We start from the raw sequence: 20065 nt of genomic DNA, 5'->3' as shown, positions 1-20065 counted from the left end.
AATCCGTCCGTCTGCGGTCGCCCATTGTGCGGCGCAGCAGCCTTGCCCTCAAGCATCCGATGCCCGGCCGACCTCACACGTTTCGGTCAGCTTCGGCCCGTCTCCGCTCGCTGGGCCACCAACGCCACACCCGCGTCCAGCAGACTTGCGGCGATCAACGCGCCGCTCTCGGCGGAACACAGCGTGGCGTCCCCCGTCACGGCGCTGTTCCCCAGCTCCACCGGCAGATCGACCGATACGCCGGCGATCGTCGCGGTGCCGAACGCGCTGGTCTCCAGCCCGCCAACGACACGCTTCGGCGCGGGTGCCTCCGGCACCAAATCCGGCCGCATCAGCGCGGGAAATAGGTGCATGGCGACGCTGCACAACGGATCGGCACCATGTCCGGCCGAGCGTGCCGCATGCTCCGCGCCCAGCAGCGACGGCAACAAGGCGCCCGCGATCTTCCACAAACCGAAGCACGGGATCAACACACCGTCGCGCAGCCAGATTCGTTGCGTCTCGTCATGAATGGCCTGCGCGTTGCCGCCATGGCCGTTCACCACGATCAACCGCGTCACGCCGTGGCGGAGCAGGGCGTTCAGCATGTCGCGAAGCACCGCCCGCAACGTGTCCTGTTCCAGCGCGATGCCGCCGATACGGCTGCCGAAGACATCCCGCCCGCCGAACGGCAGAACCGGCGCGACCAGGGCATCGATCCCGTTCGCGATCGATGTCGCGGCGATCCGATCGCTGAGCGTTTCCGCACACAGGTAATCTCCCATGGGCGCGTGCGGTCCCTGGTCTTCCAGACTGCCCAAAGGCAGCAGCACCACGGCGCCCGCTTGCAGCCGTTCCGCCGCTTCCGCGCTGGTCAGCGCGCCGAGCCGAATCTTCACTGCGTCCACCCGGCTTCCTTCCCAACAATGCTTGACGATCAACGCTCTGCACGAGATAGCTGAAGCAGCAAGGGACAGGAGGCTCGCATGGAAACGGTTCGGCGCGAAAGGGCGCGGCGCCGCCATATTGCGCGGCTGGGCATCGCTGCTTCCTTGTCGTGCGCGGTTCTGCCGGTTCTGGCCGAGGCGGCTCCTGCCCACCATTCCGGTCACGCCGCCCCCCATGCGGCGCCGTCTCGCGCGGCACCGGGCGCCGCCGCCGCCGGCTGGAGCGCCACCAGCTGCGGACGCGAGCCCGCGCCGCCGACGGTGGAGACCAGCACCATCGCGCGCTACAACGCCAGCATCGATGCCGTCACAGCCTATGATCAGGCGGCCCGGACCTACAACAGCTGCGTATCCCGCTCCGCGACGGCGGAGCAGACCGCGATCAGCGCCCAGGCCAAGCAGCGCATCGACGCGATCCAGACCGTCAGCGAGGCGGTGCAGAAGCGGATCGCCGCCAATTTCAATGCTTTGAGCGCAGCGCTGAAGAAAGGGCCGCCCGCGCACTGATCGGGTTCACTGCAGCGCGGTCGGCCAGCGCGCCAGACGGACACGATTCTGTTCCGGGGTGAGCGCGGTCGGCCCCTGCGCCACCTGTCTCGGCATGCCCGGCGTCGCGCCGGGATCGGCCCAGCAGTTCACCTGCGCCAGGGTGCGCGTGCAATAAGGCTGCGGCGGCACCGGTGGCGCCACCGGCTTGCAGTAGCTTTCCCCCCGATCGAGCCGGACTGCGGAGCAATCCTTTCCAGTGATGGCCGAATAGGCCATGTCTGGAAGGGTGCGGTGGAACGCCGCCACATCCGCGCCGAACCCTAGCGACAAGGGAAACACAGTCGGCATCACGCAGCCGCCGAGAAGCGGGCAGATGGCCAGAGCCGGTAGAACGGACAGGACGAAGCGCGCTCTCATCCGCGCCATTCTGAGCGAACGAGGTAAAGAAAGACTTTACGCGCGCCGTTTGCCGGTTCACCACGCCGCCGCTATGGTCCGGCGCCTCCGTTCGGTGCGAAACGGATCGGAACGGCTTTCGGGGAACGAGCGGCGAGTGGTCGAGGATATCTTCAACGAGATCGACGGCGATCTGCGTGCCGAACGCGCCGCTGTCCGGAACAAAAAGCTGGCGATGGCCGGCCTGGGCGTGCTGGTGGTGGCCGGTCTTGCCGTGGGCGGCTGGCAGTTCATGGTTCATCGCGACCATGCCCGCGCCGAAGCGGTCGCCGCGCAGTATTTCGCCGCCCAGAAGAATGCCGACACCACCCCGTCCGTGGCGCTCGGACCCTATGCCCCGCCCACGCCGGAACAGCTGCGCGCGCGCGGCGAGTTCGCCGCCATCGCCGCCCATGCGCCGGAAGGCTTCGCCACCCTGTCGCGCCTGCGGGAGGCCGCACTCGCCTGGCAGGCCAACGATCACAAGGCGGCGCTCGCCTTGTGGGACCAGATCGGCAACGACCGCGATGCCGATCGCGATCTGCGTGGCCTCGGCACGCTGCTGTGGGTGCAGCATCAGGTCGATGACGGCGATCCGGGCCTGCTGAAAGCCCGCCTGCGCGACATCGAGGGCCCGAACAGCATTTGGCGTCAGCTCGCCACCGAAACCGATGCGCTGATCGACCTGCGCACCGGCCATGTCGCCGATGCGCGCGGCAAGCTCTTCTCCGTGAGCCAGGACCCGTCCGCCCCGTCGGGCGAACAGAACCGCGCCAGCGATCTTCTCAACACACTCGACAGCTCGAAGTCCGGCGGATGATGCAGCAGCGCGACCCTTCTTCTTTCTTCCGTGAGCGCACCGGCGAGCGCGTGGTGCTGAACCGCCGTGGCCTGCTGTGCGGCATCGCCGCCGCGACGGCGTTGCTGCCGCTGGCCGGTTGCGGCCTGTTCGACGACGACGAGAAGCCGATCCTGGCCGGGCGTCGCGAGGACGTTCTGTCCACCGGCGCCGGTCTGGTGGTGGATGAAAGCGACACCACCCCCATCACGATCCCCGCCCCGGTGCTGACGCCCGACTGGCAGCAGCCGGGCCGGGTCCCCAGCCATGAGGCGGTGAACGAGGCGACCACGGGCGGTCAGGCCGCGTTGAAGCGCCGCTGGACCACGTCGCTCGGCACGGGCGAGGGTGGCCGTCTGGTGCTGGCCGCCGAGCCGGTGGTCGCGGGCGGTCATATCTACGCCATGGATGCGCGTGGCGTGGTGAATGCGTTCGACGCGTCGAACGGGCAGCGCATCTGGCGCACCGACACCAAGCCGAAGAAGAGCCGCTCCTCCAATGTCGGCGGCGGTCTCACCTTCGCCGACAACATCGTCTACGTGGTCGACGGCGTCGCCGAATCGCTGGCGCTGGATGCCGCCACCGGCAAGATCCTCTGGCGCGTGAATGTCGGTACGCCCGGCCGCTCGGCGCCCACCGTGGTCGATGGCCGCATGTTCTTCGGCACCATCGACGAGCGCCTGTTCGCGCTCGACATCACCAACGGCCATCAGCTCTGGGTGTATCAGGCGACCGCGTCGGAAACGATCGTGTTTGGCCAGCCGGCGCCGGCCGTGGTCGGTAGCACCGTTCTGGCCGGGTTCGGCTCCGGCGATATCGCGGCGATCCGCGCCGAGACCGGCGAACTTCTCTGGAGCGACACGCTCGGCTCCACCGGCGGACGCAATTCGATCCTCGACTTCTCCTCCGTGCACGGCCTGCCGGTGATCTCGAACGGCACCGCCTACGTGATCAGCGTCGGCCGCGTCTTCACCGCGATCGATCTCCGCTCGGGCCGCAGGCTGTGGGAACGCAGCGTCGGCGGCACCGACGATCTGGTGGTGGTCGGCGACTGGATCTTCATGCTCAGTCAGGACCAGCAGCTCGCCTGTCTCGACAAGGCGAACGGCCATGTGCGCTGGGTCACGACCCTGCCGCGCTTCCGCAAGCCCAAGCCCGGCAAGGGCCCGATCGGCTGGGCCGGTCCGCTGCTCGTGGACGGTCAGTTGGTCTGCGTCAGCGATTTCCGCAAGCAGGGCATGATCTTGGTGGATGCCGTCACCGGCAAGATCACCCGCACCGACAAGCTCGACCATCTCGCGGCCATGCCGCCGATCGCCGCCGGCGGCCAGATGCTGCTGATCACGGATGACGGCATGCTGTCCTCCTACGGCTGATCGACCATGAAGCGCGGCTCCCGCCAGGCGGCTCCCAACACCGACACGACGCCCTTCGCCCTGCTGCCCGTGGTGGTGATCGCCGGACGCCCGAATGTCGGCAAATCCACCTTGTTCAACCGGCTCAGTGGCCGGCGTACGGCGATCGTGTCCGACACGCCGGGCGTCACCCGCGACCGCAAGGATGCGGAGGCGCTGCTGCGCGGACGGCGCGTGCGCCTGATCGACACGGCGGGGCTGGAAGAAGCGGCCCCCGATACGCTGTACGGACGCATGCGCGCTTCGTCCGAATATGCGGTGTCCGAGGCCGATCTGGTGTTGTTCTGCATCGATGCCCGTTCCGGAATCACCCCGGCCGACCAGCATTTCGCCACCTGGCTGCGCCGTCAGGGCCGGCCTGTGCTGCTGGTCGCCAACAAGGCTGAGGGCAAGGCGGGCGCCGCGGCGGCGATGGAATCCTTCTCCCTCGGCCTCGGCACGCCTTGCGCCATCTCCGCCGAACACGGTGAGGGTCTGGCCGACCTGATGGCCGAGATCGTCGAGCGTCTGCCGCCGCCGATGGCGCCGGTCACGCGGGAGGATCTCGGCCTCGACGAGATGTTCGAGGAGGAGGAGATCGGCGAGGACGGCGAGGTGGTGCTGCCGCCGCGTCCGCCCGGCCCGTTGCGTCTGGCCATCGTCGGCCGACCCAATGCCGGCAAGTCCACCCTGCTGAACCGCCTGCTCGGCGAGGAGCGGATGATCACCGGTCCCGAGCCGGGACTGACGCGCGATGCGGTGTCGGTGCTGCTGGAAGACCGCTACGGCCCGATCGAGCTGGTCGATACCGCCGGCCTGCGCAAGAAGGCCCGCATCGAACAGCCGCTGGAGAAGATGTCGGTCTCCGCATCGCTCGAAGCGCTGAAGATGGCCGAGATCGTGGTGCTCACCATCGACGCCACGCTCGGCGTGCACGACCAGGACCTGCAGATCGCCCGCCTGATCGAGCGGGAAGGGCGCGGCTGCGTGCTGGCGCTCAACAAATGGGATGCGGTGGAAGACCGGATCGCCACACGCAAGGCGATCTCCGACCGGATCGAGTTCTCTCTCTCGCAGATGCGTGGCATACCGGTTGTGGCGTTCTCGGCTCTGACCGGTTCCGGTATACAAAAGCTCCTGCCTTCGGTGCGCGCGGCGCACGAGGTCTGGAACAAGCGTGTCCCGACCGGTGCGCTGAACCGCTGGTTCGAGTCCGCGCTGGAACGGCACACCCCACCGCTGGTGGAAGGGCGCCGCCTCAAGCTGCGTTACATGACACAGGCCAAGGCACGTCCGCCGACCTTCATCCTGTTCGGCACCCGCGCCGAGATGCTGCCGGAAGACTATCAGCGTTATTTGGTGAACGGGTTGCGCGAGACGTTCGACATGCCCGGCACGCCGATCCGTCTGCTGCTGCGCGGCACCAAGAACCCCTACGCCGAGGAGTGACGGGACGGGCGCTGCAGACCGTTCCAGCACCCTGCCGCGATCGGAGCGGCGTCCGGTTCGGGCGATCGAGCCCTCTTTTGGCGGCCCGGATGACGGTTTCAGGCCGCCAGCAGGCCGTCCAGCAGTGACCAGACGTAAGCGGGCTCGATCTCGAAGCATTCACGACCGTTTCTGTCGCTGTCCACCGGGGCATTGCCGCGCACATCCGGACGGTCGATGACCCGTTCCGGGTCGGGCAGAACCAGGACCGCCGGCGTCTCCATGAAGCGCGGCGCGTGATAGATATCGAGATCGTGCCGGTGCATCAGGTTGTAGCGGCTGGTCAGGATCACGCTCGGCAGGTTCGCGATCCACCGATATTTGGCGAGGCCGGCTCCCCACGGCGCCAGACAGAGTTTCGCTTCCTCGCACCAGGCCAGACTCGTCTCCACGCTCTGCCCGACCGTGCTGAGCACGCTCACACGCCGTCCGGCGGCGTAGGCGGCGACGCCCTCGACGATCTCCAGTTCCGCTGCCAGCGGGTCGCGATGGGATTGCGCGTCCTTGATGCTGCGGATGATCGCACCCTCGGTCGTCCCCGGAGCGCGATTGCGGCCGTCCAGCACGATCACCGCACCGGGCCAGTTCCGGTCGAGATGATCCACCAGCGCGCGCAGGAAACCGGGGGTGTCGGTAAACGTCCGATCCTCCAGCCGCAGCCCGACGATCAGCACCGGGCCGGGACCGGCTCCTGTTCTTTGCGCCGATACTGCCTGGGCGTCTGGCGTCGTCATGACATGACGGCGAATGGTCTCGCGCAGCGTCGCGCCGATGAACGATCCGGTGAAGCGGACCGGAATCAGGTTCGACCCGTACACGCGTTCGGCGAAGCCTGATCTCCCCACGATATCGCGTTCGACCTTTCCCGTCAGCGCGGGGAACAGCCGCTCCAGCGGACCGAACAGTTCGGCCCGTCCATCGGCTCCGTCGATCACGAGGCAGCGCGGCGCGTCCGTCTCCATCGTCGCGACGAGCCGGTCCAGTCCGGACAACTCGTTCCAGAGATAATGACCGATATGGAGCAGGGGATCGGTCGTGAACGTCGCCGCGATCTCTCCGCTGCCGTTGCGACGCCGCCCGCGTATCGTGGCACCGTGCAGCAGCGCATGCCGCAGGATCAGGTGCCAGAACTCGTGCTGGACATGGTGCCGGAACCACCAGTTCGCCGGGGTGGTCTCGCCGCACAGGAAATGGTTCTCGTAGGGCAGGAACAGCCCCATCACCGTGCAATCGCGCTCGCCGGTCGCGACCATGAACCGCAAGCCGTGCCGATCCCGGAACTGATAGGCGATCGCGTATTCGCTCGGCGCGAAGACGGCTTCCAGAACCGCGTCCGTGCCGTCCACCGGGCTGGGCCAACGCAGGCTGTCGCCGCCGCGCAGTGCCTCCAGGCTGGCCTCGAACATGTTGTGCTGCAACGCGCGATCGAGGTGCGGTTGCGTCAGGACCAGTCCGTCGGGCCGATCCGGGGCAGGTGGCAACAGGATCGGGCCGTCACCGGCCTTGATCATCTGGTCGAGCGCTTCCGGCATCAGCGCACCCGTGGCCAGATACAGAGCCCGATCCAGCATCGCACGGCACAGAAGAAGAAAGGAGGGCGACCTGTAGGAGGGCAGGGTGTCGTTCAGGGCGATCAGGTCGTACCAGTAGCGGCGGAACAGCAGCGGCGCCTTCTGGCGGATCACGGCGGCGCAGCGCGGATCGGAGACCGTGTCGTCGTCGATGGCGTCGCAGGCTGCATCCAGGATGCGGCTCGCGCGCGCGCCGGATGAATGTTCCATCTCGAGGATCAGCAGCGGCGCGAAACAACAGACCAGGGCGGATACGCGCCAGCCGTCGTGGAACTGCCAGAGAAACGCGCCGCCGGACGTGATCGGCCATTCCAGGCTCTCGTCGATCAACAGGGCGACACCGCCCGGTCCGGTGCGTACGGCGAATCGCCGCTCCTGGTCCGGACCGAAACCGATCGCGTCCAGGATCGCGAAATCGGCTTTCCGAACGACATGATAGAGGATCGGCAGGCGGACCGACCGCTCAATCCGGTTCAGTTCGGCGACGAAGCGCCGGAAACGCTCTGGCTCGTCCGTCCGGTGCATCAGAACCGTCTGGAGACCGCTTCGGATCCGACCCGCGAGAACGGCATCGATGCAATCCGGCGTGTTGCCGAGCATCCGGCCGGTCAGGTCCATGTACCAACAGGCGTGCTCGCCGGTTTCGGTATGGACGAGATCGGCGAGCACCAGAGGCGCCAGCACGAAATGGACGCTCTGCAACGTCCATCCGTCATGGAGTGCCGCAACCGTGGCCCGTGCGGCCGGAAGACGCAGATAAGCCCGCTCGAGCGACGACTGCGCTACCGGTTCAGCAGCCTCCGGGGCCGGCAGAATGGTCAAGACGGCGGCCTCCGCATGCAGATCGGTCGGAAAGAACCGTGTCACGAGAGGCGGCCGGAGACTCGTCCGCCTTCCTGTTCGATCAGTCCTGAGTCGGCTCTTCCGGCTCGGCCTCGGCCCCTTCATCGGTGCCGTCCGTTCCATTGGCGGCAGCGGCCTTGGCGGCCTGCTTGTCGCGCAGCTTGGCTTCCTTTTTCGCGGCCTTGGCGCGATCGCGCTCGGCCTTCTGGAAGTTGTAGTTGACCTTATACGCCATAAAAGAAAACCTTCCTGTTCCGGTTGCCGCAGGGACCGGGGCCGTTCCGTGGCGGGTTTCGCGACCGTCACGGATGCCGAGGCGGCGATCATGCAGCCATACGGGAACGGATGCCAGACCGGGCGAGGTTCCCCGGTTCGTGGAGATTTGTTGACACGGCGTCCCCGGTTCTCTACCCACGGCGGCAATCAGACACGTCGCTCCGCGAAGGCTCGCGCAGCGGCGCCTATTCGTTTGGAGTTGTTTGTTTGTTCGACGCGCTGTCAGGCAAGCTCACCGGTGTGTTCGACAAGCTCCGTACCCGCGGGGCGTTGTCCGAAGCCGATGTGATGGAAGCCATGCGCGAGGTTCGCCTCGCCATGCTGGATGCCGACGTGGCGCTGCCTGTGGTGAAGGAATTCACCAACAAGGTGCGCGAGCGCGCCGTGGGACATGAGGTGCTGGACAGCATCTCGCCCGGCCAGGCGGTGGCGAAGATCGTCAACGATGCCCTGATCGACGCCCTGGGCGGCGCCGGCGCGGTGCCGCTGAACCTGAATGCCGCGGCCCCGATCCCCATCCTGATGGTGGGTCTGCAGGGCTCCGGCAAGACCACCACCTCCGGCAAGATCGCGCTGCGCCTGCAGACGCGCGAGAAGCGCCGCGTGCTGCTGGCCAGCCTCGACGTGCAGCGTCCGGCGGCGCAGCTCCAGCTCCAGCAGCTGGGCGAGCGCGCCAAGGTCGCCTCCCTGCCGATCGTTCCGGGCCAGTCCCCGGTCGAGATCGCCCGTCGCGCCATGGACACGGGACGTCGCGAAGGCTTCGACGTAGTGATCCTGGACACCGCCGGCCGCCTGTCGATCGACGAGGCGCTGATGCAGGAGGTGCGGGAGATCCGCGCCGAGACCAACCCGGCCGAAACGCTGCTCGTGGTCGATGCCATGACCGGCCAGGACGCGGTCAACACCGCCAAGCACTTCAACGATGCGGTGGGCGTCACCGGCATCGTCATGACCCGTATGGACGGCGATGCGCGCGGCGGCGCGGCGCTTTCCATGCGTGCCATCACCGGCGCACCGATCAAGCTGACCGGTTCCGGCGAGAAGCTGGAAGCGCTGGAAGAATTCCATCCGGAGCGCGTGGCCGGCCGCATTCTCGGCCTGGGCGACCTCGCCGGGTTGGTGGAGAAGGCGTCCGAGACGCTGGACCAGGAAGAAACCGAGAAGCTCGCGCTCAAGATGATGCGCGGCAAGTTCGACCTGGACGACTACGCGGCGCAGATCAAGCAGATCTCCAAGCTCGGCTCCATCGGCGGCATTCTCGACATGCTGCCCGGCATGGGCAAGCTGAAGGAGCAGATTGGCGACAAGGATCTGGATACCTCCATCCTGAAGCGCCACACCGCGATCATCTCGTCGATGACGAAGGCGGAGCGTCGCTCGCCGGACATTATTAAGGCCTCGCGCAAGAAGCGGATCGCAGCCGGATCAGGCTCTTCCGTGCAGGAGGTCAACCGTCTTCTGAAGCAGTTCGACGACATGTCGACCATGATGAAGCGGATCAACAAGCTCGGCGCGAAGGGCCTCATGCGACACGGCATGTCGGCCCTGATGCCCAAGGGAATGCCGCCGGGGCGGCCGCAATAGCCCCCGCGACAATCGTTCACACACAATCGTCTACGTCGGAGAGTTATCCATGAGCCTCAAGATCCGCCTGGCCCGCGCCGGTGCCAAGAAGCGCCCGTACTACCACATCGTCGTCGCCGACAGCCGTTCGCCGCGCGATGGCCGCTTCATCGAGAAGGTCGGTTCCTACAACCCTATGCTCCCGGCCGAGCATGACGACCGCGTGAACCTGGCCGGCGAGCGCATTCTGCACTGGATGTCCCAGGGCGCCCTGCCGACCGACCGCGTCGCGCGCTTCCTGGGCCATGCCGGCCTGACGCCGATGCCAGCCTATCGCGAGCAGCCGAAGCAGTCCGCGCCGAAGAAGAAGGCGCAGGAGCGCGCTGCCGCCGCTGCCGCCGCGGCCCAGGCCTAAGCAGACGCTTCCGCCGGACGAGACATGGACGCGCAGCGCATCCTGATGGGCGTGGTAGGCAGGCCGCACGGCGTGCGTGGGCTGGTGCGTGTGCACTCCTACGCCGCCGTGCCGGCCGATCTCGCCGCCTATGGCGTGCTGTCGGACGATCGCGGCGGAAGCTGGACGTTGAGCTGGCGTGGCGAGGGCATCGCTGCCCTGACCGATTCGAGCGGCCGCACGGTCGCCGATCGCGACGAGGCGGCGAAGCTGGTCAACCGCAAGCTGTTCGTTCCGCGCGACCGTTTGCCCGAACCGGAGGAGGACGAGTTCTATCTCGCCGATCTGGTCGGCATGCGGGCGGTGGAGCGGAGTGCCGACGGCGAGCGTCCGGTGGGCACGGTGTTGGCGGTGCACGATTACGGCGCCGGCCCCAGCCTGGAGCTGGAGGGCGGTGCGATGGTGCCGTTCACCCGCGCCTGCGTGCCGGAAGTCTCGGTCGCCGATCGCCGTCTCGTCGTGGTGATGCCCGACGAGATGGAGGTGCAGGACGAGCGGGACGGGGACGACCCGTCATGAGCTGGTTCGCTTCCGTCATCACCCTGTTCCCGGAGATGTTTCCGGGTCCGCTCGGCCATTCCCTGGCCGGACGGGCGCTCGAAGACGGCGTGTGGTCTCTCCGCACGCACGATCTCCGGGAACACGGGCTCGGCCGCCATCGTGCGGTGGACGACACGCCGTTCGGCGGCGGCGCCGGCATGGTGATGCGTCCCGATGTGGTGGATGCGGCGATCGATGCCGCCATCTCGGGTCTCGACCTGCCTTTGGTGTATCTCACCCCGCGCGGCCGTCGGCTGGAACAGGCCGATATTCGCCGGTTCGCCGCCGGCCCCGGCGTGGCGCTGCTGTGCGGTCGCTACGAGGGCGTCGACGAGCGCGTGCTCGAAGCCCGCGCGGTGGAACAGTACAGCATCGGCGATTTCGTTCTGTCCGGCGGGGAAACCGCCGCCCTGGTTCTGCTTGATGCCTGCGTCCGGCTTCTGCCGGGCGTGATGGGCTCCGAGCTGAGCGGGGTGGAGGAAAGCTTTTCCGACGGGCTGCTCGAATATCCGCTCTACACGCGGCCGGCGGAATGGCAGGGGCGCGCTGTGCCCCCCGTCCTGCTGTCCGGACACCATGCCCAGGTGGAAACCTGGCGCAAGCAACAAGCCGAGGATGCGACGCGCGTCCGCCGCCCCGATCTGTGGGCGGCGTACGCAGGTCGGACCCCGCAACGCAACGGGTTGCCGGTTCGAGCCGGCTTCCATAACTGATTCTTCCAGAAGGACCCCGGATCATGAACATCATCGAAAAGTACGAGGCCGCGGAGATCGCCCGCCTCACCGAAGCCCGCGCCGTGCCGAAATTCGCCCCGGGCGACACCGTCCGCGTGTCCGTGAAGGTGGTCGAAGGCGAGCGCACCCGCGTTCAGGCCTATGAGGGCGTCGTGATCGCGCGCTCGAACAAGGGCCTCGGCTCGAACTTCACCGTTCGCAAGATCTCCTACGGCGAGGGCGTTGAGCGCGTGTTCCCGCTCTATGCGCCGACCATCTCCGAGATCCATGTCGTCCGTCGCGGCGACGTGCGTCGCGCGAAGCTGTACTATCTGCGCGGCCGTCGCGGTAAGTCCGCCCGTATCGCCGAGAAGGCCCGCGAAGTCGTGGCGCCGGCCGCCGCCGCGGAATAACACTCTCAGACTGTTTGGACCGGGGTCGGGGGGCTCGCAGAGATGCGGGCCCCTCGGACATGAACTCCCCCGGTTTCGGAGGAGGATCGCTTCATGCCTACCCTGTTCGACAAGATCTGGGCCGCCCACGTGGTGGATCGGCTCGAAGACGGGACGGCGATCCTTTATATCGATCGTCACCTCGTTCATGAGGTGACCAGTCCGCAGGCCTTCGAGGGTTTGCGCGCCAGCGGCCGCCGTTTGCGCCGCCCGGACGCCACCATCGCCGTGGCCGACCACAACGTTCCCACCGGCGACCGCTCGCTGCCGATCGAGGAGCCGCAGAGCCGGCTGCAGATCGAGACCCTGGAGCGCAACGTCGCCGAGTTCGGCGTGCCGTATTTCCCGCTGCGTTCGCGCCAGCAGGGCATCGTGCACATCATCGGCCCGGAGCAGGGCATCTCGCTACCCGGCATGACCATCGTCTGCGGCGACAGCCACACCTCCACCCATGGCGCCCTGGGCGCTCTGGCGTTCGGCATCGGCACGTCCGAGGTCGAGCACGTGATGGCCACGCAGACCCTGCTGCAGAAGCCGGCCAAGAACATGCGCATCCGCGTCGAAGGCGAGCTGGCCCCCGGCGTGACCGCCAAGGACGTGATGCTGGCGATCATCGGCACCATCGGCACCGCCGGCGGCACCGGGCATGTGATGGAATTCGCCGGCTCCGCCATTCGCGGTCTCGACATGGCCGGGCGCATGACGATCTGCAACATGTCGATCGAGGCCGGTGCGCGTGCCGGTCTGGTGGCGCCGGACGACACCACCTTCGCCTATGTGAAGGGCCGTCCGTTCGCGCCCAAGGGCGAGGCGTTCGACCGCGCGGTGGAGTACTGGCGCACGCTGCATTCCGACCCGGACGCGGTGTTCGACACCGAGGTCGAGCTGCGCGCCGAGGATATCGCGCCTCTGGTCACCTGGGGCACCAGCCCGGAGGACGTGGTGGCGATCACCGGCACCGTGCCCGATCCCGCCGCTGCCGCCGACGAGGCTCGACGCGCGCAGATGCAGCGCATGCTGGACTATATGGGTCTGAGCGCCGGGCAGAAGCTGGCCGAGGTGCCGGTGGATGCGGTGTTCATCGGCTCCTGCACCAACGGCCGCATCGAGGACATGCGCGCCGCCGCCTCCATCGCCCGTGGCCGCCATGTCGCGCCCGGCGTGCGCGCCCTGGTGGTGCCGGGCTCCGGTCTGGTGAAGCAGCAGGCGGAGGAAGAAGGGTTGGACCGCGTGTTCCTCGATGCCGGCTTCGAATGGCGCGAGGCGGGGTGTTCGATGTGCCTGGGCATGAACCCGGATAAGCTTACCCCCGGCCAGCGCTGTGCCTCCACCTCCAACCGTAATTTCGAGGGCAGGCAAGGTCCCGGCGGGCGCACCCATCTTCTGTCGCCGGCCATGGCGGCGGCGGCGGCGGTGACGGGCCGGCTCTGCGATGTCCGGGAGCTCGTGTGATGCAGGCGTTCACCACCCTGACCGCCGTGGCGGCGCCGCTGCCGGAAGCCAATATCGACACCGACAAGATCATCCCGGCGCGCTTCCTGAAGACGATCCAGCGTTCGGGCCTCGGCAAGAACGCGTTCGACGCGATGCGCTACAATGCGGACGGGTCGGAGAAGCCGGATTTCGTGCTCAACCGCGAACCCTACCGCCATGCGGAGATCCTGATCACGCACGAGAATTTCGGCTGCGGCTCGTCGCGCGAACACGCGCCCTGGGCGCTGCTGGATTTCGGCATACGCTGCGTGATCGCGCCCTCCTTTGCCGACATCTTCCACAACAACTGCTTCAAGAACGGCATCCTACCGATCCGTCTGCCGCGCGAGATCTGCGACGCGTTGATGGAGGACGCTGCCCAGGGCGCCAATAGCCGCCTGACGGTGGATCTGGAGCGCCAGGTGGTGGTGCGTCCGGATGGCGAGGAGATCGCTTTCGAGGTGGACGCGCTGCGTCGTCATCTGCTGCTGGAGGGGCTGGACGATATCGGCCAGACGCTCCAGCACGCGCCGGCGATCGAGCGGTTCGAGCAGGCGCGGGAGGCGGCGCCTTGGGTGCCGTCGATTTCGCTCTGATCTTCTTTTTCTGAAGAAAAAGAAGCAAAAAAACTTCTATCCGTTTGGGTTCTTGAACCTTTCCGGTTCTCGGCTCCAGAACAGATAAGAGTTTTTTGGTTCTTTTTTGCAAAAAAGAACATTCATTTCCTTCTGACCCCCCAACCGAATACCTGGAGCGCGACATGGCATCCAACAAGAAGCTGCTGGTCCTGCCCGGCGACGGCATCGGGCCGGAAGTAATGCGCGAAGCGGTACGTGTGGTGGACTGGCTGGAACAGAACCGCGCCGTGCGCTTCGACATCAGCGAGGATCTTGTCGGCGGCGCGTCGATCGACGTGCATGGCGTGCCGGTCCGGGATGAGGTGATCGCGGCCGCGCGCGCGGCCGACGCTGTGCTGTTCGGCTCCGTCGGCGGTCCGAAATGGGCCGACGTGGCGTTCGAGAACCGGCCGGAGGTGGCGATCCTGCGCCTGCGCGCCGAGCTGGAACTGTTCGCCAATCTGCGCCCGGCCACCGTGCTGGACCCGCTGGTGGAGGCGAGCACGCTGAAGCCGGAGATCGTGCGCGGGCTCGACATCATGATCGTGCGCGAGACGGTGGGCGGCGTGTATTTCGGCGAGCCGCGCGGGATCGAGACCCTGCCGGACGGCTCGCAGCGCGGCGTGAACACCGAGGTCTATTCCACCCATGAGATCGAGCGCGTCGCCCGCGTCGCCTTCGAACTGGCCCGCAAGCGTCAGAACCGGGTCTGCTCGGTCGAGAAGTGCAACGTGATGGAAAGCGGCCTGCTCTGGCGGCAGGTGGTGACCCGCCTGGGCAAGGCCGAGTATCCGGACGTCGAACTCAGCCACATGTTGGCGGATAACTGCGCCATGCAGCTCGTGCGCAATCCGCGCCAGTTCGACGTGATCGTGACCGGCAATCTGTTCGGCGATCTGCTGTCCGATCTGGCCTCCATGCTTACCGGCAGCCTCGGCATGCTGCCCTCGGCCACGCTCGGCAGCGCGGATGCGGAGGGGCGCCGCCCGGCGCTCTACGAGCCGATCCATGGCAGCGCGCCGGACATCGCCGGCACCGGCAAGGCGAACCCTCTGGCGCAGATCGCCTCTCTGGCGATGCTGCTGCGCTATTCGCTGGGGCTGGAGGAGGAGGCGGCGCTGATCGAGCGCGCCTGCACCAACGTGCTCGCCGCCGGGCTGCGCACACCCGACATCATGAGCGACGGAGGCACCCCGGTCGGCACCTCGGGCATGGGCGATGCGGTTCTGGCCGAGCTGGACCGGCTGAACGGCTGATCGTTCGCATCGCCCCGTTCGAGGAAAGCCTCGCTCAGTCCTCCCGCGCGTCGAACAAAGCGCGGCTGCGATCGATCTCGCCGTGATTCGCCTGCGCCCATTGGCCGAAATCGCGTGCCGACCGGGCGAGGGACTGGCCCAGCGGGCTCAGCGCGTATTCGACCTGTGGTGGAACGGTGGGGTGCACGGTGCGCGCCACCATGCCGTCGCGCTCGAGCGTGCGCAGGGTGCGGGTCAGCATCTGCTGGCTGATGCCGCTCACGGTGCGCTTGATGTCGTTGAAACGGCGCGGCTGCTGCGACAGGATCATGACGACTGGCAAAGTCCATTTATCGCCGAGCAGGCCCAGCACATCGCCGATCTGGCGGCAGCGCTCCGTTCCGGTGACGGGGTCGGTCACATCCATATGCCCTGGTCCTGGTTTTCTGCGTTCTTGGCAAGCGTCGCGAGGTTCCATAGCTGAGACGGGACCATCAACGAACGGGCTTTTCCATGAACCTGCTCCATCTCGACTCCAGCATCCTCGGCGAGCATTCCGCCAGCCGCGCCCTGTCCGCAGCGATCGTCGAACGGCTGAAGCAACTGCATCCGGACCTGCATGTGGTGCGGCGCGACTTGGTAGCCGATCCGCTGCCGCATCTCGACCTGGAGACGCACGGCAGGCTCGCCGAGACGACCGAGATGAAGGAGTATCTCGCGGCCGATATCGTGGTGATCGGCCTCGGCTTCTATAATTTCAGCCTGCCGTCCCAGCTCAAGAGCTGGATCGACCGCATCGCGGCCCGCGGCGTCACCTTCGCCTACCAGGACGGCAAGCCGGTCGGGCTGGCCGCGAACAAGCGTGTGATCGTCGCCATGGGCAGAGGCGGGGTGTATGCGCCGGACACCCCGTATGCGGCCTACGAGCACGCCCAGAGCCTGCTCGCCAGCATCTTCGGTTTCCTCGGCATCACCCCCGAATTCGTCGTCGCCGAAGGGCTGGCGAAGGGCGAGGAAGCGCGCGCTGCCGCCATGGAAGGCGCCATGGCGAAGATCGCAGCCATTCCGGCGTGACGATCGGCGAACGGAGCGCCGCGCCCGGGGCTCCGTTCCCATCCGGTCAGCGTAGATCCTGCAACCGGAACCATGCGATCCGGCCGATCTCGGCCAGGGCGGCGCGTCGTTCCGCCTCCGCATCGTGTTCGAGCCGGGTTTCGAACGCGGCCAGCACGCTGTCGCGGGTCTGCGCCCGCACGGCGATCACGAACGGAAAGCCGAAGCGCGTGCGATAGGCGGTGTTGAGCCGGTCGAACCGCTCGAACAGCGCGTCGGGCAGGCGATCGAGGCCCAGGCCCTTCTGTTCGCCGGTGGAAAACGCTTCCAGCGTCCCGGCCCGTGCCAGTTTGCCGGCCAGATCGGGATGGGCGCGGATCAGCGCGAGTTGGGCGGCTTCCGGGGCCTCGTTCACCGCGCGTTGCATCGCCGCATGCAGCGCCGCCCGGTCGGCGAACGGCCTGTCCCGCCACGCTGCCGCGGCGATCCAGGGAGAATGTTCGTAGAGCGGTCCGGCCACGGCGACGAAATCGTCCTGCCCGGCTTGGTTCAGGGTGTAGAGAAGGGGATCGGCATCCATCCCGGAGCATAAACACGAAAAACCGCCGCCGAGAGCCCCGGCGGCGGTTCCGAACCGTTTTCGCGAACGGTGAAGAGCTTTAGAAGCCCTCGCGCTCCAGGCGCTTGCGCTCCATCTTGCGCGCGCGGCGAACGGCCTCGGCGGCCTCGCGGGCGCGGCGCTCGGACGGCTTCTCGTAGTGCCGGCGCAGCTTCATCTCACGGAAGATGCCTTCGCGCTGCATCTTCTTCTTGAGCGCCTTGAGCGCCTGATCGACATTGTTGTCACGAACGAGAACCTGCACTGCGCGGTCAACTCCTTGATGGCGAACGAACGCTGCTTGGGGGGGAAGCGCCATCCTGCCGATATATGTAGGGAGGACGCCGATGCGATTCCCAACGAGGCGCGCCGTATAGCACAGGGATCTTGCCGAGCACAATTCGATTCTCCGCGCCATGTTCGGCATCGTTTCAAGCGGCTAGGGTTGGGCCTGGATCGAGACGGAAACGAGAGACGGGAATGGCCCTGCTGAAGATCGCCCGCATGGGTCACCCGGTTCTGCTGGAGCGCGCCCGCGAGGTGGACGACCCGGCATCGCCGGAGATCCAGACCCTGATCGACGACATGATCGAGACCATGCACGACGCCAGCGGCGCCGGTCTGGCCGCCCCCCAGGTGCACAGGAAGCTGCGTTTGTTCGTGTATCACGTCCCGGCCGCCCGTTCGGCTGGGGCCGACGATCCGCCGCGCCCGGTCGCCGCGCTGATCAATCCGCTGATCACACCGATCGGCGACGCGGTCGCCACCAACACCGAAGGCTGCCTGTCGATTCCCGGCCTGCGCGGTGCGGTGCCGCGCCCGGCACGCGTGCGCTACGAGGGGCTCGACCGTCACGGCACACCGGTCTCCGGCGAGGCGACCGGCTTCCTGGCAGTGGTGTTGCAGCACGAGAACGACCATCTGGACGGTATCCTCTATCCCATGCGCATGCCCGATCTCGGCCGGCTGGGATTCGACGCGGAATACGAGAAACACGGTTTGGGGAACGGATGATGATCGGTTCGACGATGCGCGGCGCACTGGCGGGGCTGGGCTCGGCCGGGCGGATCGGCCGGCTTGTGGCGGAGATCGGCAATGGCGGGTTGAGCGAGCGTCTGCATCCCGATCCGGCGCGGGACGCGGCGGTACGGGCGATGCTGCCGCATGTGAGCCTTCATGGCTGGAGCGCCGAGGCCGCGCGGCGTGGCGCCGGGCCCGATGCCGATCTGATGTTTCCAGGCGGGCCGGCGGAAATGGTCGAAGCGCATAGCGACCTGCTCGACCGCCTGCTGCTGGACGCGGCGGACACGCTCGCTGAAACGCGCCTGTCGCGTCGGGTGAGGGCGCTGGTGTTGCTGCGTCTGGAGCATGCGGCGGATGATCGCGACGCGGTGCGACGCGGCGTGGCCCTGTTGTCGCTGCCCGGTCATCGCGTGGCGGCGGCGCGCATGCTGGCGCGCACGGTGGACACGATCTGGCGTGCGGCCGGCGACACCGCGACCGATTGGAGCCGGCACAGCAAGCGCGCCATCCTGGCCGGGGTGTATCTCGCCACGCTGCTGTTCTGGCTGCGTCATGGCGACCCGGTCGAAACGGCGTCCTTCCTGGATCGGCGTCTGGCCGGCGTGGCGCGGATCGGCAAATTGCGGGCGCGTCTCGGCGGTGGAGCGAGACCGGTCGCGGCCTGACCGGGGTCGGCTTTCTTTATGGCAACGAAGCTGTCTTAACTCTCGCATGGACCGCAGACCGCCGCCGTTCGACTCCGTCCCGCCTGCCGCCTCTGCCCAGCCGGCCGGCGCCGGGCTGCTGTTCCTGCGCGAGGAGCAGATGCGTCTGGCACAGGATCTGTTCTTTTTCGCCTATCGTGATCTGACCGCCTCGGCCGATTCCATTCTCGAGGAGCTCGATCTCGGCCGGGCGCATCACCGGGCGCTGCATTTCATCGGCCGCCGGCCCGGTATCGCCGTGAGCGAGCTTCTCTCCGTGCTCGGCATCACCAAGCAGAGCCTGGCGCGCGTGCTGGGCGAGCTGGTTTCGCGCGGGCTGGTGTCGCAGGTGCAGGGACCGACCGACCGCCGGCAGCGCCTTCTCAGCCTGACCGCCGACGGTCAGACGCTGGAGCGGCGCTTGTTCGAGCAGCAGCGCCAGAAGATGGTGGCCGCCTATCGCGAGGCCGGCGGCGTGGCGGTGGAAGGGTTCCGGCGCGTGATGCGCGGGGTGATGGACCCCGAAACGCGCCGCAGGCTGGAAGCGGCGGAAGCGCCGTCCGGGCGACAGGTGAACGGCTGATGGGCGAGACTCAGATCACCGCCGATGCGGCGCATATCCTGGTGGTGGACGACGATTCGCGTCTGCGCGGCCTGTTGCAACGTTATCTGGCCCAGGAAGGGTTTCGCGTTTCGGTCGCGGGCAGCGCCGCCGACGCGCGCAAGCTGCTGGGCGCGATGCAGCCCGATCTGATGGTGCTCGACGTCACCATGCCCGGCGAAACGGGCCTCCAGCTCACCAGCGCGCTGCGCAAGGATGGGCACGAGATGCCGATCCTGCTGCTGACCGCACGTGGCGAGCCGGAAGACCGGATCGCCGGGCTGGAAGCGGGCTCGGACGATTATCTCGGCAAGCCGTTCGAACCGCGCGAGTTGCTGCTGCGCCTGCGGGCGTTGCTGCGTCGCGTCGGGCCGCCCGCGCCGACCGAGAACACGCGGCCCTTGCGTCTGGGTGCGCTGGAATTCGACCCGGTGCGCGGCCTGCTGGAAGGCGAGCGCGGCACCGTGCACATGACCGGCGGCGAAACGGCCCTGCTTTGCGTGCTGGCACGCCGTCCCAACGAGGTGATGTCGCGCGAGATGATCGCCCGCATCCTGGAGATGGACGAGGCGGGCGAACGGGCGATCGACGTGCAGGTGACGCGCCTGCGCCGCCGGATCGAGACCGATCCGCGCGAGCCGCGCTTTCTCCAGACGGTGCGTGGGCGGGGCTATGTGTTGCGGCCGGGGCATTGAGAATGGAGAGAATCTTCTTTTTCTGAAGAAAAAGAAGCAAAAAGACTTCTATCCGTTTGGATTGTACCGACGGACGGAAGTTCTTTGGTTCTTTCTCTCAAGAAA

The 20065-nt window shown here is 67.3% G+C and carries 24 protein-coding genes; 17 read left to right on the top strand and 7 right to left on the bottom strand.

What is annotated here, in order from left to right:
• Window positions 1-86 precede the first annotated feature (86 nt).
• Window positions 87-887, bottom strand: a complete 801-nt coding sequence (locus tag ACZ5BM_RS02445; RefSeq protein ID WP_498909744.1) for a creatininase family protein — start codon at window positions 885-887, stop codon at window positions 87-89.
• Between the two features lie 78 nt (window positions 888-965).
• Between ACZ5BM_RS02445 and ACZ5BM_RS02440 the strand changes: the two genes are divergently transcribed.
• On the top strand, window positions 966-1433 hold the full coding sequence (locus tag ACZ5BM_RS02440) for a hypothetical protein (RefSeq protein ID WP_498909743.1): 468 nt from the start codon (window positions 966-968) through the stop codon (window positions 1431-1433).
• A gap of 6 nt (window positions 1434-1439) precedes the next feature.
• Here ACZ5BM_RS02440 and ACZ5BM_RS02435 read toward each other — a convergent pair whose 3' ends face one another.
• The gene (locus ACZ5BM_RS02435) at window positions 1440-1832 is read right to left on the bottom strand and encodes a hypothetical protein (protein ID WP_498909742.1); all 393 of its coding nucleotides are present in this window, start codon (window positions 1830-1832) and stop codon (window positions 1440-1442) included.
• 136 nt (window positions 1833-1968) lie between these two features.
• On the opposite strand from ACZ5BM_RS02435, the gene ACZ5BM_RS02430 reads away from it, so the two are divergent.
• The 3 genes from ACZ5BM_RS02430 to der are packed head-to-tail and all read left to right on the top strand — an operon-like array spanning window position 1969 to window position 5531.
• Window positions 1969-2670 (top strand): hypothetical protein, encoded by a 702-nt coding sequence (locus tag ACZ5BM_RS02430; RefSeq protein ID WP_498909741.1) that lies wholly within the window; start codon window positions 1969-1971, stop codon window positions 2668-2670.
• Window positions 2670-4064 carry a PQQ-binding-like beta-propeller repeat protein gene (locus tag ACZ5BM_RS02425; protein ID WP_498911452.1) on the top strand — a complete coding sequence of 465 codons (1395 nt, stop codon included), beginning with the start codon at window positions 2670-2672 and terminating at the stop codon, window positions 4062-4064. Before ACZ5BM_RS02430 ends, ACZ5BM_RS02425 begins: the two co-directional genes overlap by 1 nt.
• Before the next feature lie 6 nt (window positions 4065-4070).
• On the top strand, window positions 4071-5531 hold the full coding sequence (gene der, locus ACZ5BM_RS02420) for a ribosome biogenesis GTPase Der (protein ID WP_498909740.1): 1461 nt from the start codon (window positions 4071-4073) through the stop codon (window positions 5529-5531).
• A 98-nt stretch (window positions 5532-5629) separates the two neighbouring features.
• On the opposite strand, the gene ACZ5BM_RS02415 is transcribed toward der, so the two are convergent.
• Both ACZ5BM_RS02415 and ACZ5BM_RS02410 read right to left on the bottom strand, forming a co-directional pair.
• The gene (locus ACZ5BM_RS02415; RefSeq protein WP_498909739.1) at window positions 5630-7963 is read right to left on the bottom strand and encodes a hypothetical protein; all 2334 of its coding nucleotides are present in this window, start codon (window positions 7961-7963) and stop codon (window positions 5630-5632) included.
• Window positions 7964-8045: 82 nt separating this feature from the next.
• A complete protein-coding gene (locus ACZ5BM_RS02410; protein ID WP_498909738.1) occupies window positions 8046-8219 on the bottom strand; it encodes a hypothetical protein in 174 nt (57 codons plus the stop codon).
• A gap of 248 nt (window positions 8220-8467) precedes the next feature.
• Between ACZ5BM_RS02410 and ffh the strand changes: the two genes are divergently transcribed.
• The 8 genes from ffh (at window position 8468) to leuB (ending at window position 15328) form a co-directional block, all read left to right on the top strand.
• Window positions 8468-9844 carry a signal recognition particle protein gene (ffh, locus tag ACZ5BM_RS02405; protein ID WP_498909737.1) on the top strand — a complete coding sequence of 459 codons (1377 nt, stop codon included), beginning with the start codon at window positions 8468-8470 and terminating at the stop codon, window positions 9842-9844.
• Between the two features lie 49 nt (window positions 9845-9893).
• Window positions 9894-10238 (top strand): small ribosomal subunit protein bS16, encoded by a 345-nt coding sequence (gene rpsP / locus ACZ5BM_RS02400; protein WP_498909736.1) that lies wholly within the window; start codon window positions 9894-9896, stop codon window positions 10236-10238.
• 24 nt (window positions 10239-10262) lie between these two features.
• Window positions 10263-10796, top strand: coding sequence for a ribosome maturation factor RimM (rimM, locus tag ACZ5BM_RS02395; protein WP_498909735.1), 534 nt, complete (start codon window positions 10263-10265; stop codon window positions 10794-10796).
• Window positions 10793-11530 carry a tRNA (guanine(37)-N(1))-methyltransferase gene (gene trmD, locus ACZ5BM_RS02390; RefSeq protein ID WP_498909734.1) on the top strand — a complete coding sequence of 246 codons (738 nt, stop codon included), beginning with the start codon at window positions 10793-10795 and terminating at the stop codon, window positions 11528-11530. Before rimM ends, trmD begins: the two co-directional genes overlap by 4 nt.
• A 23-nt stretch (window positions 11531-11553) precedes the next feature.
• A complete protein-coding gene (gene rplS / locus ACZ5BM_RS02385) occupies window positions 11554-11943 on the top strand; it encodes a 50S ribosomal protein L19 (protein WP_498909733.1) in 390 nt (129 codons plus the stop codon).
• Between the two features lie 93 nt (window positions 11944-12036).
• Window positions 12037-13434, top strand: coding sequence for a 3-isopropylmalate dehydratase large subunit (leuC, locus tag ACZ5BM_RS02380; RefSeq protein ID WP_498909732.1), 1398 nt, complete (start codon window positions 12037-12039; stop codon window positions 13432-13434).
• Window positions 13434-14051: a 3-isopropylmalate dehydratase small subunit gene (leuD, locus tag ACZ5BM_RS02375; RefSeq protein ID WP_498909731.1), complete on the top strand. Its 618-nt coding sequence runs from the start codon at window positions 13434-13436 to the stop codon at window positions 14049-14051. The genes leuC and leuD overlap by 1 nt, the downstream gene beginning before the upstream one ends.
• A gap of 164 nt (window positions 14052-14215) precedes the next feature.
• Complete coding sequence (gene leuB, locus ACZ5BM_RS02370; protein ID WP_498909730.1) at window positions 14216-15328, top strand: 3-isopropylmalate dehydrogenase; 1113 nt, start codon at window positions 14216-14218, stop codon at window positions 15326-15328.
• Window positions 15329-15362: 34 nt separating this feature from the next.
• Here leuB and ACZ5BM_RS02365 read toward each other — a convergent pair whose 3' ends face one another.
• On the bottom strand, window positions 15363-15734 hold the full coding sequence (locus tag ACZ5BM_RS02365) for a winged helix-turn-helix transcriptional regulator (protein WP_498909729.1): 372 nt from the start codon (window positions 15732-15734) through the stop codon (window positions 15363-15365).
• A gap of 86 nt (window positions 15735-15820) precedes the next feature.
• Here ACZ5BM_RS02365 and ACZ5BM_RS02360 point away from each other — a divergent pair, with 86 nt between their 5' ends.
• Window positions 15821-16381 carry an FMN-dependent NADH-azoreductase gene (locus ACZ5BM_RS02360; RefSeq protein WP_498909728.1) on the top strand — a complete coding sequence of 187 codons (561 nt, stop codon included), beginning with the start codon at window positions 15821-15823 and terminating at the stop codon, window positions 16379-16381.
• 46 nt (window positions 16382-16427) lie between these two features.
• Here ACZ5BM_RS02360 and uraD read toward each other — a convergent pair whose 3' ends face one another.
• Window positions 16428-16940: a 2-oxo-4-hydroxy-4-carboxy-5-ureidoimidazoline decarboxylase gene (gene uraD, locus ACZ5BM_RS02355; protein WP_498909727.1), complete on the bottom strand. Its 513-nt coding sequence runs from the start codon at window positions 16938-16940 to the stop codon at window positions 16428-16430.
• A 79-nt stretch (window positions 16941-17019) separates the two neighbouring features.
• Window positions 17020-17223 carry a 30S ribosomal protein S21 gene (gene rpsU, locus ACZ5BM_RS02350; protein WP_084440514.1) on the bottom strand — a complete coding sequence of 68 codons (204 nt, stop codon included), beginning with the start codon at window positions 17221-17223 and terminating at the stop codon, window positions 17020-17022.
• A gap of 215 nt (window positions 17224-17438) precedes the next feature.
• Between rpsU and def the strand changes: the two genes are divergently transcribed.
• From def to ACZ5BM_RS02330, 4 genes are read left to right on the top strand one after another with little or no spacing between them, the layout of a single operon-like run.
• Window positions 17439-17972, top strand: a complete 534-nt coding sequence (gene def, locus ACZ5BM_RS02345) for a peptide deformylase (RefSeq protein ID WP_498909726.1) — start codon at window positions 17439-17441, stop codon at window positions 17970-17972.
• Window positions 17969-18646: a COQ9 family protein gene (locus ACZ5BM_RS02340; RefSeq protein ID WP_498909725.1), complete on the top strand. Its 678-nt coding sequence runs from the start codon at window positions 17969-17971 to the stop codon at window positions 18644-18646. The genes def and ACZ5BM_RS02340 overlap by 4 nt, the downstream gene beginning before the upstream one ends.
• A gap of 46 nt (window positions 18647-18692) precedes the next feature.
• Window positions 18693-19247: a MarR family winged helix-turn-helix transcriptional regulator gene (locus tag ACZ5BM_RS02335; RefSeq protein WP_498909724.1), complete on the top strand. Its 555-nt coding sequence runs from the start codon at window positions 18693-18695 to the stop codon at window positions 19245-19247.
• Window positions 19247-19960 (top strand): response regulator transcription factor family protein, encoded by a 714-nt coding sequence (locus ACZ5BM_RS02330; protein WP_498909723.1) that lies wholly within the window; start codon window positions 19247-19249, stop codon window positions 19958-19960. Before ACZ5BM_RS02335 ends, ACZ5BM_RS02330 begins: the two co-directional genes overlap by 1 nt.
• The last annotated feature ends 105 nt before the right edge of the window (window positions 19961-20065 follow it).

The sequence above is a fragment of the Lichenicola sp. GTC18331 genome, assembly GCF_055386855.1.
Note: the sequence above shows the minus strand (reverse complement) of the source record. Positions and strands in the feature narration are given on the sequence as shown.